The organism is Dactylosporangium sp. NPDC000521 (assembly GCF_042898305.1).
In the GTDB taxonomy this organism is placed as follows: Bacteria; Actinomycetota; Actinomycetes; order Mycobacteriales; family Micromonosporaceae; genus Dactylosporangium.
This window is the reverse complement of record NZ_JBIAYW010000010.1, coordinates 275,853-288,495: the sequence shown is the minus strand read 5'-3', so window position 1 is coordinate 288,495 and position 12,643 is coordinate 275,853. Positions and strand designations below refer to the sequence as shown.

Genomic DNA, 12,643 nt, shown 5'->3' with positions numbered 1-12,643 from the left:
TACACTGCTCCGATCGCGGAGACGCGCGCAGCGTGGCGCGCGGACGCGAGCAACGACGCGCGGACGCGAGCAGGCGGCGAAGGGCACGGTGAGGCACGTGGCGCGAGGGAAAGCACCGTTGGCGGTCGCCGGGATCCTGGCGCTGATCGGCATCACCGTGGTCGCCGTCCGAGCCGTGGCCGGCGGCGCCGGCGACTGTGGCAGCGGGATCAGGCTCGTCGTCGCCGCGGCGCCCGACATCGCGCCCGCGGTCCGCGACGCCGCGGCCCGCTGGAGCGCCACGAAGCCCGAGGTCGGCGGCGACTGCGTCCAGGTGCAGGTGCGCGCCGCCGAGCCGGCCGACGTCGCCAACCAGCTCGCCGCCCGGGCCGGCGGCGCGATCAACGTGGCCGCCACCGCGGTCCCTTCCCCCGCCGACGCCGACGTGCCGACCGTGTGGATCCCCGACTCGACCGCGTGGCTGGTGCGGATGCGGGCGGTCAGCCGCGAGGCGTTCGAGCCCGACGCCGCGTCCGTCGCCGCCACCCCGGTCGCCCTCGCCGTGCCCGATGCCCTCGCCGCCGCGCTCGACGCCACCGGTGGCACCGCGGGCGCGCCGCAGATCGCGGCGCTGCTCGCCAAGGTCGCCGGCAAGCAGGTCCAGCTCGCCGCCGTCGACCCGCGCCGCAGCACCGCCGGCCTCGCCGGGGCCGGCCTGCTCTACGACTCGATCCTCACCGATCCCAAGCGACTGGTCGACGTGGTCAAGGCGTACCGGTCGATCGCCGTCGCCGCCGACCAGGCCGCCCTTGAAAAGAGCGCAGAGAAGAGCGCAGGCACGAGCACGGGCCCGGCCCAGGTGGCGCCGATGAGCGAGCAGGCCGTCATCGCCCACAACGCGGGTGGACCGGCCGTGTCGCTCACCGCCCTGACCGTGGATCCGGCGGTGACGCTCGACTACCCGTACGCCATGATCACCGGCAAACCGAGGGCCGCTCTCGAGGCGGCGGGACGCTTCCGGGCCGCGCTGACGGCGGAGGGCAACCGCGACCTCTTCGCCAGGCTCGGCTTCCGCGCCGCCGACGGCTCGACCAGTGCCGGCTTCCCCGCCGGCCGCGGCGCCGCGACCGCCCCGGTCACGGTGAAGCCGCTCATCGAGGAGCGGAAGATCACCGACATCCTCGGGTACTGGAACGCCACGACCGCCCCGTCGCGCGTCCTCACGCTGGTCGACACGACGTCGTCGATGAACCGGCCGATGGCCGGCGCCGGCTCCCCGTCGCGCCTGCAGGTGCTGCGCAAGACGGCCACCGACGGGCTCGCCCTCTTCACCGACGACAGCGAGCTGGGCCTGTGGGCCTATGCCTCCGGGCATCAGGAGGTCGTGCCGCTCAACCCGCTCAACCAGGGGCAGCGCGCCAGGCTGACGTCGGCCGTCGCCGGCGCCAAGGCCACCACGGCCGACGTCTGCGGGCTCTACGAGACCGTCCTGGCGGCGTACAAGGCGCTGAAGGAGGGCTACAAGGAGGGCCGCTCCAACACCGTCGTCGTCTTCACCGACGGCACCAACTCCAAGCCGGGGATGAGCCTGGAGACGCTGAAACTGGAGCTGGAACGAGCGACGGACCCGACCCGTCCAGTGCGCGTGGTGCTACTGGGGGTCGGGCCCGACGTCAAGCAGCAGGAGCTGGCGGAGATCGCCGCGGCCACCGGTGGCCGGTCCTTCGTCGTCACCGACCCCGAGCAGATCGGCAACATCTTCCTGCAGGCGCTGATCAGGACCGGCTAGTGCTACTCCGCGGCGCGGTGGGCGCCGGCGCGGCCCTCTTCGACGGGGACCGCAGGGGTCCGGCGGCGCTCCCGCCAGCCGCGGAAGATCTCGATGAAGATCGGCAGGGCGGAGATCAGCACGATCAGCAGCACCGCCGGCAGCAGGTACTTGTCGATCTGGCCGTCCGGGATCGCGTCGTTGATCTGCTTCGCGAGGCCCCAGCCGACGAGCAGGATGCCGTCGGTCCACAGGATGCCGCCGACCACGTTCCACAGGAAGAACTGCCGCGCCGGCATGCCGATCATGCCGGCGACCGGGTTGAGGAACGTCCGGACGATCGGGATGAACCGGGCGAGCACCACGGCCTTCGCCGGGCCGAACTTCAAGAAGTAGTGCTCGGCCTTCTCGACGTACTCCTTCTTGAACAGCCGCGAGTTGGGCCGGTCGAACATCCTGCGGCCATACCTGGCGCCGAGGAAGTGACCCAGCTGCGCACCCGCGATCGCGCACAGCGGCGCGCCGATGAGCAGCGGGGTCAGGCTCAGCCTGGTGCCCAGCAGCTCCTCGGCGACCGACGAGGCCCCGACGCCGGCCAGGAACAGCAGCGAGTCTCCAGGGAAGAAGAAGCCCACGAGGAGGCCCGTCTCCACGAACATGATGATCCAGACGCCGATCACGCCGAAGGTGTTGAGCAGGCCCTTCGCGTCGAGCGGGTTGAAGGCGAGCAGCTCGCTGATAGCGCGAGTCTTTTCTTCCATGGCGCACCAGCCTACGTGAGCCCGGCTACAAGCGGGGATCGACCGGCTCGCTTTCACAGGCCAGCAGGGCAAACACCAGCTGGTGCACAGCTCGCATGGAGCCTCCGGACGCCAGCAGGTCCAGCGCCGCGAGCCCCAGGCCCTGCTCCCGCAGCGCCAGGTTGCGCTTGCGCTGCAGCCCCCGGACCCGCAGCTGGTCGAGCCGCGTCAGGTAGTCAGGGCCGTAGATGATCCGAAGGTACTCCCGGCCGCGGCACTTCAGCGCCGGCTGGACCCGTGGCCCGGCGTCGACGGCAGGCTTGAGCACCATGCCCTCGCCGCCCGCCGCCGTCAGGTCCAGCCACCAGTCGGTCGCCGCCGAGACGTCCGCGGGGGACGCCGGGTCGACCACCAGCCGCCGGGTCGGGGCGAACAGGTCGCCGGCCGCCGCCACGAGCCGGTCCACCATCGCCAGGTGCCATTCGTGGTCCTGGCGCAGGTAGGCCGCCCCCTCCCCGGCCAGCACGTGAAACGGCGCCAGCCGGAGCCCGTCGAGGCCGTCCGTCGGCCAGCAGTACTGCCGGTACACGTCGGTGAACGCCGCCATCGACGCCACCCGGCCGGTGAAGCGGGCCTGCAACGACGCCACGTCGACGCCCCGCGCGGCGGCGGCGGTCAGGGCGGAGACGGCCGCGGGCAGCGCGGCACCCGCCGCCGCGGCGACGCTCGCGTACTGCTCGCGGATCAGCGGCCCGGCCTTCGCCGACCACGGCAGCACCTCCGCGTCCAGCAGCAGCCAGTCGGTGCCGAGCTCGTCGAAGAGTCCGTCGGCGGCGGCCCGGACCCGGTCGAGGAGCGCCGTCTCGATCGCGGGCGGGAAGAACGGCCGCCCCGTCCGCGTGTAGATCGCCCCGCCACCCGAGATGCCGAAGCGCCGCTCACCCGCGGCGGCGGAGCGGCAGACCACCAGCACCGCCCGCGAGCCCATGTGCTTCTCCTCGCACACGACCCGCGGCACGCCCGCCTTGGCGTAGTCGGCCAGCGCCTCCACCGGGTGCTCCAGGTAGCCCTCGACCGCGGACGTCGACGCGGGCGCCATCGTCGGCGGCAGCCACACCAGCCAGCGAGGGTCGACCGCGAACCGGCTCATGACCTCCAGGGCCGCCGCGGCGTTCTCGGCAGCGACCGTCACCCGGCCCGCGGGCGTCTCCAGGGTGCGTCGTCCGGTGACGTCGGCGAGGTCCAGTCCGCGTTCCTCCGGCGCCTGTACGACCAGCGGCCGCACCGGCTCGTAATGTGCGCGGACAGCCGGCACCGAGACCAGCTCCCGGGACGGGTACCGCAGCGCGGTCAGCGCGCCACCGAAGACGCAGCCGGTGTCGACGCAGATGGTGTTGTTGACCCACTCGGCGGCCGGGACGGGCGTGTGGCCGTAGACGACGGTCGCCGCACCCCGGTACTCCTGCGCCCACGGGTAGCGGACCGGCAGCCCGTATTCGTCGGTCTCGCCGGTCGTGTCGCCGTACAGCGCGAACGCCCGCACCCGCCCCGACGCGCGCCCGTGGTAGGCCTCCTTGAGCCCGGCGTGCGCGACCACGAGCCGGCCGCCGTCGAGCACGTAGTGGCTGATCAGACCGTCGAGGAAGGCGGGCAGCACGGTGCCGAGCTCGGCGTCGGTCTCGAGCTGGTCGAGGGTCTCCTGCAGCCCGTGCGTCCGCTTGACGTTGACGCCCCGCAGTGCCCGGAGCAGCTTGGCCTCGTGGTTGCCCGACACGCACAGCGCGTGCCCGGCCGCGACCATGCCCATGACCAGCCGCAGCACGCCCGGGGAGTCGGGGCCGCGGTCGACGAGGTCGCCGACGAACACCGCGGTGCGCCCCTCCGGGTGGTGCGCGCCGGCCGGCCGCCCGGCAGCGTCGCGGACCAGGACGTAGCCGAGCCGGTCGAGCAGCAGCTCCAGCTCCTCCCGGCAGCCGTGCACGTCGCCGATGATGTCGAACGGGCCGGTCAGCTCCTTCTTGTCGTTGTAGAGCTTCTCGTACGCCACGACCGCCGACTCCACCTCGGCCACGCCGCGCAGGACGTGCACCTGGCGGAAGCCCTCCCGGCCGAGGTGCTTCAGCGAGCGGCGCAGGTCGCGGTGCTGCCGCGACAGCACGGGCCGGCCGAAGTCCCGGTCGGGGCGCAGCTCGGTGCGCGCCCAGCACTCGCTCTCCGGCACGTCCAGGACGATCGCGACGGGCAGCACGTCGTGCGCCCGCGCCAGGTCGACCAGCGCCTTCCGCGCGTGCGCCTGCACGTTGGTCGCGTCGACGACGGTGAGCCGGCCGGCCCGCAGCCGCTTGCCGGCGATGTAGTGCAGCGCGTCGAACGCCTCGGCGGACGCGGACTGGTCGTTCTCGTCGTCGGCGACCAGCGCCCGGAACGCGTCGGACGACAGCACCTGCGTCGGCGCGAACTGCCGCCGCGCGAACGTCGACTTGCCGGAGCCGGAGATGCCGACCAGCGCCACCAGGCACAGCTCGGGGATCGTCACCGTGGTCACTTCTCGAACACCGCCATCTGGGTGGACGTGCCGACTTCAAGGTCTTCCTCGCCGATGCCGTGGCGCGTCACGGTGTACCCGTAGCGGGCCGCGACCTCGTCGCACCACGCGCCGAACTGCGCTCTGTCCCACTCGAACCGGTGGTCGTGGTGGCGCATCCGGCCGTGCTCCAGGTCCGGATACCGGACGTTGTACTCGACGTTCGGAGTGGTGACGACGACCGTGCGAGGGGCCGCGTGCCTGAAGACGCTCGCGGCGAGCGCCGGCAGCCGCGGCGGGTCGACGTGCTCGACGACCTCCATGAGGACGGCCGCGTCGTAGCCGCGCAGCCGGTCGTCGCGGTAGGTCAGGGCCGTCTGCAGCAGCCGGATCCGCTCCCGCTGCCGGTCGGGGAGGCGGTCCAGGCGCAGCCGCCGGGCGGCCATCTCCAGCGACACGGTCGACACGTCGGCGCCGACGATCTCGGTGAACCGCCGGTCCCGGATCAGCTCGCCGAGCAGCGCGCCCGGCCCGCAGCCGAGGTCCAGCACCCGGCTCGCACCCGCCCCGGCCAGCTGCCGCACGACCGCGGCCCGGCGCAGCGCCGCCAGCGACTCCGGCCGGGTCCCTTGTCGATGACGGAGTCGGCCTCGGGGTCGGCCTCGGAGTCAAGGTCCGAGAGCCGGGACAGCGCCTCGTTGGTCAGCGACGTGCGGTGCGCGAGGTACCGGCGGGCGATCACGCCCTTCGCCGGGTGCCCCGCCAGCCAGCCGGTCCCCGCCCGGATCAGCTTCTCGACCTCGTCGGAGGCGACCCAGTAGTGCTTGGCGTCGTCGAGCACCGGCAGCAGCACGTAGACGTGGTTGAGCGCGTCCGCGAGCCGCATCGTGCCGCGCAGCGTCAGGTCGACGTACCGGCTGGGCCCCCACTCCGGGTGCGCCGCGTCCAGCGGGATCGGCGTCGCCTCGACGGTCCAGCCGAGCGGCTCGAAGAACGTCGCCGCGTCGCCCTTGCAGCGCAGCGCCGGGATCCGCAGCTCGAGGGGGATCGGGGTGGCGGCGAGCTCGGGCCGGTCCCGTGAGTCGCCGCGCAGCGCCGTGCGCAGCACCCGGCCGAGTGCCACCGCCAGCAGGCTCGACGCGGCGTAGGGCCGGTCGTTGACGTGCTGGCGCAGCGTGAACGTGTCGGGCCCCTTCCCGGGCCCTCTCGCGGTGCGCGCCGCCGCCGGATCCGCCTCCAGCAGCAGGGCGGCCGTGCACCGGTCCTCACCCGCCTCCGGATAGAAGACGTGCGCCGTGCCGCCGCTGACCTCGAACGACTGCAACCTGCCGGGATGCTTCACGAGCAGGTAGCCGAGGTCGGTCGCGGGCCGGTGGGTGGTGGTGATGGTCAGCAGCACCACGCCATCGTCCCGCCGGGATTATCAGTGGGTCAGGCGGATTTCCGGGGCGTAGAGTCGGGCGTATGGCGACGGTGCCGACCGTGCACTGGCACCGGTTGGCTGACGGCCGGGTGCAGTGCGACGTCTGCCCGAGAGCGTGCCGGCTCCACGAGGGCCAGCGCGGGTTCTGCTTCGTCCGCGAACGCGCCGGCGACGAGATCGTCCTCACCACCTATGGCCGTTCGTCCGGTTTCTGCGTCGACCCGATCGAGAAGAAGCCGCTCAACCACTTCCTGCCGGGCTCACCGGTGCTGTCCTTCGGCACCGCGGGCTGCAACCTCGGCTGCCGCTTCTGCCAGAACTGGGACATCTCCAAGAGCCGCGAGATCGACACCCTCGCCGCCTCCGCTAGCCCCTCGGACCTCGCCGCGACCGCCGTGCGGCTGGGGTGCCGGTCGATCGCGTTCACCTACAACGATCCGGTGATCTTCATGGAGTACGCGATGGACGTCGCCGACGCCTGCCGCGAAGCCGGGGTCAAGGCGGTCGCGGTGTCCGCCGGCTACATGAACCCGGCGCCGCGGGAGGAGTTCTACCGGCACATCGACGCGGCCAACATCGACCTGAAGGCGTTCAGCGAGAAGTTCTACCAGAAGGTGACCTTCGCCCGTCTCGACGCGGTCCTGTCCACATTGGAGTATCTGCGCGGGACCGACGTGTGGTTCGAGATCACGACGCTGCTCATCCCGGGGCAGAACGACGGCGACGACGAGCTGCGCCGCCAGTGCGACTGGCTGCTGGAGCACCTCGGCACCGACGTGCCGCTGCACTTCTCCGCGTTCCACCCCGACTTCAAGATGCGCGACATCCCGCACACGCCACCGGAGACGCTGAGCCGGGCCCGCCGCATCGCGCTCGACGCCGGCCTGCGGTTCGTCTACACCGGCAACGTCCACGACCCCGACGGCCAGACCACCTACTGCCCGGGCTGCGACCGGCCGGTCATCGTCCGCGACTGGTACGACCTGCGCGCCTACCACCTGACCGACGACGGCAGGTGCGTCCACTGTGGATATCAGCTGCCCGGCGTCTTCGACGGCCCGGTCGGGAGCTGGGGCCGGCGCCGCCTGCCGGTGGCCATCTCGTGACGCGCCCGGCGGCGGTGGCGGGCACGTTCTACCCGGCCGATCCGGTGGAGCTTGCGACCCTGATCGACGCGATGCTCGACGCCGCACCCCCGGCACAGACGCCGGCCACCGCCGCGTCCGCCGATGCGCCGGTGGCCTACGTCGTGCCGCACGCGGGTTACCAGTACTCCGGCCCGACCGCCGCCCACGTCTACCGCGACCTGCGCGACCGCCCAGCGCCCTTCGAGCGGGCCGTGGTCCTCGGGCCCGCCCATCACGTGCCGCTGCGGGGTGCCGCCGTGTCCAGCGCGACCGCGTGGGCGAGCCCGCTCGGCGAGATCGCGATCGACACGGACGGCGTCCAGCTGCTGGCCGACCGCGGGCTCGCCGTCGTCGACGACCGCCCGCACGCCCCTGAGCACTCGATCGAGGTGCAGGTGCCGCTGCTGCTGCGCGTACAGCTGCCGAAACTGCTGCCCGTGCTCATCGGGCCCGGTGATCCGGAAGCGGTCGCGGCGCTGCTCGACGCCGTCGCCGGACCGGGCACGGTGGTGCTGTGCAGCACCGACCTGTCGCACTACCTGACCGAGGAGGAGGCCCGGCGGCGCGACGCGGCCACCGCGGCCGCCATCGACGACCTGGCGCCGGAGCGGATCGGCACGGGTGACGCCTGCGGCCGGCACGGGCTGCGTGGCCTGCTCGTCTGGGGCCGGCGGCACGCGCTGCGCGTGGACCGGCTCGCGCTCGCCACGTCCGCGGACACCGGCGGGCCGAGGGACCGGGTCGTCGGCTACCCGGCGATGCGCCTGTCCAGCACGCGTTCGTAGGGAGACGTCGCGGGCGGGTTCATCCGTTGCACGCGAAATGTCCAGAATTTGCCGCACGAACGGGCGACCACTGTCGTGGCGCCCGTGCCCGTCTGGTGCGGTGAGGGCGCCTGTGGACGGCGCCGGAACTGGAGACGGGGATGTCAGCGATAGCGGCAGCGCCGCACAGCGGCACCGCGACCTGGACGCCGATGACCCGCGAGCAGCGTGAGCAGTTCGACGCGGATGGTTACCTCGTGATCAAGGGCGTGCTGAGCCCGGACGAGGTGCGCCACTACGCGTCGGTCCTGGAGACCGCGCACCAGCAGCACCCCAGCGCCGCGGACGGCTCGTTGCACCTGCTCAGCCCGATCACGCACTACCCCGACCTGGTCGACCTGATCGACCATCCGGCGACGTTCCCGCTGGTCTGGTCGATCCTCGGGTGGAACGTGCACATCTACCACTCGCACCTTGACGTGCACCCGCCGCTGGCGGCGCCGAAGCCCGACTGGTGGCACTGGCACCAGGACGGCGGCCGGCAGAACCGCGAGCTGGAGACCGACCCGCGCCCCCGGCTGTCGGTGAAGCTCGCCTACTGGCTCTCCGACGTGTCGGAGACCGGCCGCGGCAACCTGACCCTGATCCCCGGCAGCCACCGGACCAACTGGCTGCCCGGCCCGCCGACCCGCGACGTGCCGTGGCCGGCGCCGGACGGTGCGCGTCAGGTCGCGGTCGACGCCGGCGACGTGGTGTTCTTCGACCGGCGGATCTGGCACGCGCGGTCGGACAACCTCTCCGAGATCACGCGCAAGTGCGTGTTCCTCGGCTACACGTACCGGTGGATCGCCATCCGCGACGACGTCGCCGGCCTGCCGCAGCGCCCCTGGTGGCCGGGGCTGAACCCGGTCCAGCAGCAGCTGCTCGGCGGCGCCGGGAACACCGGCGGCGGGCACGGCCACGACAACGGCTCCGACGGCGACCACCAATGGGGCCACTACCCGCAGACGACGCCGCTCTATCAGGCGCTGCGCGACCGCGGACTGTTGGACCCCGGCTACCCTCCGCTGATTCCCTGACATTCGCAACAGATCCCTCCCCCGACCCGTCATAGGGTCAGGGGGAGGGGGTCGGGTTGACGTTCGAGGAGTTCGTGGAGGCGCGGCTGCAGGCGCTGCTGCGCTACGCGGTCATGCTCACCGGCGATCCGCACACCGCGCAGGACCTCGTGCAGGAGACGATGATCCGGGCGCAGCTGAAGTGGCGCCGGATCGCCACCGCCAGCGTGCCCGAGCACTACGTCAAGCGCATGCTCACGAACGCGTATATCGACCTGCACCGCGGCTCGTGGCTGCGCCGGGTGGTGCTGCGGGCCGAGCTGCCCTCTGACGCCTCCAACCGTGATCTCGTGGTCGCTGATCACGCCGGGGCGTCCGCCGACCGCGACCAGATGTGGATCTGGCTCGCCCGGCTGCCCCGGCGGCAGCGGGCCGCGCTGGTGCTGCGGTACTACGAGAGCCTCAGCGACGTGGAGATCGCCGAGGTCCTCGGCTGCGCGATCGGCACCGTCCGCTCGCTGATCTCCAGGGCGCTCGTGACGCTGCGCACCGAGGTCGTGCCGGAGCTGATCGGCGGTGACGCCCGATGAGCGACGCCGTGAACTCGTCCCCCGCCGCCGCCCTCACCCAGGTCGTGCCGGAGCCGATCGGCGGTGACGCCCGATGAGCGACCCGTCCTCGCCCCTTGCTTCCGCCCTCACCGAGGCCTTCGCCCGGCATGAGGACGACGTGCCGGACGCCATGGCGCTGCGCCCGGCGATCGCCGCCGGCGTCCGCAAGCGCCGCGCGCGCCGCCGCCGGCGCTGGGCGGTCTCCTCCGGCGCGCTGGTGCTGGCGCTCGTCGCGTCGCTGGTCTTCACCCTGCGCGACCCGTCGCCGCCCGCGCCCCAGGTCGAGGCGCTGGTGGACGCGGGCACACCCGACGTCGGCAACTTCCTGCTGCTGGGCACCGACCGGCGGCCAGAGTCGGCGGGCGACACCGTGCGCGCCGACGCGATCCTCCTGCTGCACGTCGACCCGGACACCCGCACCGTCTACCAGCTGTCCATCCCGCGCGACCTGGCCGTGGAGGTCCCCAACTTCGGTCGCCAGCAGGCCAACAACGCGTTCGTCTTCGGGGGGTACGAGCTGACCGCCCGCGTCCTCGGCGACCTGCTCGGGGTCGAGATCGACGGTGGCGCGGTCGTCGACTTCAACGGCATGCAGCGGGTCACGGACGCGGTCGGCGGCGTCGACCTCTGCGTCGACCAGCGGACCGTCTCCATCCACCTCGGTGTCGACGACGCCACGGGCCGCGCCGCGCCGCTGCGTCCAGGCATGCGTCCGGTCGTGTACGAACCGGGCTGCCGCCACTTCGCCGGGTGGGAGGCGCTGGACTTCGTCCGGCAGCGCCAGTCGCTCGCGAACGGTGGCGACGACCGCGACACGCACCTGCGGCAGCTCCTCGCCGCGCTCGCCCGGCGGCTCGGCGACCCGGTGAAGCTGGCCAAGGCGATGCCGGTCGCGAGTGGCGCCCTCGACCTGCACCTCGGCGAGCTGTCCCTGCCGACGCTGGCCGGCATGCTGGCCCGTTACGACGCCGCGCACGTGCCAGGCCTGAAGCTCCCGGTCAGGGCGGACCGCACGGTCGTGCCGGGCGGCGACGGTCTGTTCGCCGCACTGCGCAACGGCACCGTGCCTGAGTGGGCCGCCGCGCATCCGCAGTTCGTGTCCTAGCGGTACTCGTCGTCCTGGCCGGCGTCGCGGTCCTGTTCGACGGCGTCGTACTCGTTCGCGTCCCAAGGGTGCGCGTTCTTGAACACCGTCCCGCGCTCCGTCGGGTCGGCGGGGAGTGCCTGCTCGACGGCGTCGGCGGGCGGTGCCTCCGGGTCGCGCACGTCGGGGTCGAGCCGGTCGTCGACGGTCAACAGATCTTCATCGGGCTGAGCCATGTGTCCTCCCTCAGGTTTCTCCAACCGTACGACCGAATCGGCGGTAACGCGGCCTAGCCGGGCAATTCACCTGGTCCCCACCCTCCCGCCGTACATGGGTCAAGGCCGCTGCGAGATACTTCGTGGCAGGACAGCGCGGTCCTCGACGAGCCGCGCACGCCCGGCTCCAACACCGCACGATCCAAACAGCCAAGGAGCGCCGTCATGCCCATCGCCTCTCCCGATGTCTACGCCGAGATGCTCGACCGCGCCAAGGCCGGCGCGTTCGCCTACCCGGCGATCAACGTGTCGTCGTCGCAGACGCTGAACGCGGCGCTGCGCGGCTTCGCCGATGCGGAGAGCGACGGCATCATCCAGGTCTCCACCGGCGGCGCCGAGTACCTCTCCGGCCCGACGGTCAAGGACATGGTCACCGGCTCGGTCGCCTTCGCCGCGTTCGCCCGCGAGGTCGCGAAGAAGTACTCGATCAACGTCGCGCTGCACACCGACCACTGCCCGAAGAACAACCTCGACAAGTTCGTCCGGCCGCTGCTCGCCATCTCGGCCGAGCGCGTCGCCAAGGGCGAGGAGCCGCTGTTCCAGTCCCACATGTGGGACGGCTCGGCGGTGCCCCTGACCGAGAACCTGCAGATCGCCGAGGAGCTGCTGGCGCTGACCGCCGCGGCCAAGGTCGTCCTGGAGATCGAGGTCGGCGTCGTCGGCGGCGAGGAGGACGGTGTCGTCGGCGCGATCGACGAGAAGCTCTACACCACCGTCGAGGACGGCCTGGCCATGGTCGACGCCCTCGGCCTCGGCGAGAAGGGCCGCTACATGGCCGCCCTGACCTTCGGCAACGTCCACGGCGTCTACAAGCCGGGCAACGTGAAGCTCAAGCCCGAGATCCTCAAGACCATCCAGGACGCGGTCGGCGCGAAGTACGGCAAGGACAAGCCGCTCTCCCTGGTCTTCCACGGCGGCTCGGGCTCGCTGCTCGAGGAGATCCGCGAGGCCCTCGACTACGGCGTCGTGAAGATGAACATCGACACCGACACGCAGTACGCCTTCACCCGCCCGGTCGCGGCCCACATGTTCACCAACTACGACGGCGTCCTGAAGGTCGACGGCGAGGTCGGCAACAAGAAGGCCTACGACCCGCGCGCCTGGGGCAAGGCCGCCGAGGCCGGCCTGGCCGCCCGCGTCGTCGAGGCCTGCGAGCACCTCCGCTCGACCGGCACCACGCTGTCCAAGTAGTTCTCGCAGCTCCGGAAGGCCCGGCCCCTCTCCCGAGGGCGCCGGGCCTTTCCGTGATCCGGAAGACTGCTTGCTGCCGGGCGGCGAACAGCGCTACCG

At 72.3% G+C, this 12,643-nt stretch carries 10 protein-coding genes and 1 pseudogene; 7 read left to right on the top strand and 4 right to left on the bottom strand.

Annotated features, from left to right (window positions below; all coding sequences use genetic code 11):
• Nucleotides 1-97 precede the first annotated feature (97 nt).
• The gene (locus ACFY3L_RS31570; protein WP_389332134.1) at nt 98-1,768 is read left to right on the top strand and encodes a VWA domain-containing protein; all 1,671 of its coding nucleotides are present in this window, start codon (nt 98-100) and stop codon (nt 1,766-1,768) included.
• 2 nt (nt 1,769-1,770) lie between these two features.
• Here ACFY3L_RS31570 and ACFY3L_RS31565 read toward each other — a convergent pair whose 3' ends face one another.
• From ACFY3L_RS31565 to ACFY3L_RS31555, 3 genes and pseudogenes are all read right to left on the bottom strand, one after another.
• Nucleotides 1,771-2,508, bottom strand: coding sequence for a DedA family protein (locus tag ACFY3L_RS31565; protein WP_389332131.1), 738 nt, complete (start codon nt 2,506-2,508; stop codon nt 1,771-1,773).
• A 25-nt stretch (nt 2,509-2,533) separates the two neighbouring features.
• On the bottom strand, nt 2,534-5,032 hold the full coding sequence (locus tag ACFY3L_RS31560) for a polynucleotide kinase-phosphatase (RefSeq protein ID WP_389332128.1): 2,499 nt from the start codon (nt 5,030-5,032) through the stop codon (nt 2,534-2,536).
• Nucleotides 5,029-6,410, bottom strand: a pseudogene (locus tag ACFY3L_RS31555) (3' terminal RNA ribose 2'-O-methyltransferase Hen1). Before ACFY3L_RS31555 ends, ACFY3L_RS31560 begins: the two are co-directional and overlap by 4 nt.
• Nucleotides 6,411-6,475: 65 nt before the next feature.
• On the opposite strand from ACFY3L_RS31555, the gene amrS reads away from it, so the two are divergent.
• The 5 genes from amrS (at nt 6,476) to ACFY3L_RS31530 (ending at nt 11,099) form a co-directional block, all read left to right on the top strand.
• Nucleotides 6,476-7,540, top strand: coding sequence for an AmmeMemoRadiSam system radical SAM enzyme (gene amrS / locus ACFY3L_RS31550; protein WP_389332125.1), 1,065 nt, complete (start codon nt 6,476-6,478; stop codon nt 7,538-7,540).
• Nucleotides 7,537-8,346 carry an AmmeMemoRadiSam system protein B gene (gene amrB / locus ACFY3L_RS31545; protein WP_389332122.1) on the top strand — a complete coding sequence of 270 codons (810 nt, stop codon included), beginning with the start codon at nt 7,537-7,539 and terminating at the stop codon, nt 8,344-8,346. The genes amrS and amrB overlap by 4 nt, the downstream gene beginning before the upstream one ends.
• A 140-nt stretch (nt 8,347-8,486) precedes the next feature.
• A complete protein-coding gene (locus tag ACFY3L_RS31540; RefSeq protein ID WP_389332119.1) occupies nt 8,487-9,404 on the top strand; it encodes a phytanoyl-CoA dioxygenase family protein in 918 nt (305 codons plus the stop codon).
• Nucleotides 9,405-9,460: 56 nt separating this feature from the next.
• A complete protein-coding gene (locus ACFY3L_RS31535; protein WP_389332116.1) occupies nt 9,461-9,973 on the top strand; it encodes a SigE family RNA polymerase sigma factor in 513 nt (170 codons plus the stop codon).
• A 73-nt stretch (nt 9,974-10,046) separates the two neighbouring features.
• On the top strand, nt 10,047-11,099 hold the full coding sequence (locus ACFY3L_RS31530; RefSeq protein ID WP_389332113.1) for an LCP family protein: 1,053 nt from the start codon (nt 10,047-10,049) through the stop codon (nt 11,097-11,099).
• On the opposite strand, the gene ACFY3L_RS31525 is transcribed toward ACFY3L_RS31530, so the two are convergent.
• The gene (locus ACFY3L_RS31525; RefSeq protein WP_389332110.1) at nt 11,096-11,314 is read right to left on the bottom strand and encodes a hypothetical protein; all 219 of its coding nucleotides are present in this window, start codon (nt 11,312-11,314) and stop codon (nt 11,096-11,098) included. The genes ACFY3L_RS31530 and ACFY3L_RS31525 overlap by 4 nt on opposite strands.
• 204 nt (nt 11,315-11,518) lie before the next feature.
• Here ACFY3L_RS31525 and fbaA point away from each other — a divergent pair, with 204 nt between their 5' ends.
• On the top strand, nt 11,519-12,544 hold the full coding sequence (gene fbaA, locus ACFY3L_RS31520) for a class II fructose-bisphosphate aldolase (RefSeq protein WP_389332107.1): 1,026 nt from the start codon (nt 11,519-11,521) through the stop codon (nt 12,542-12,544).
• Nucleotides 12,545-12,643 lie beyond the last annotated feature (99 nt).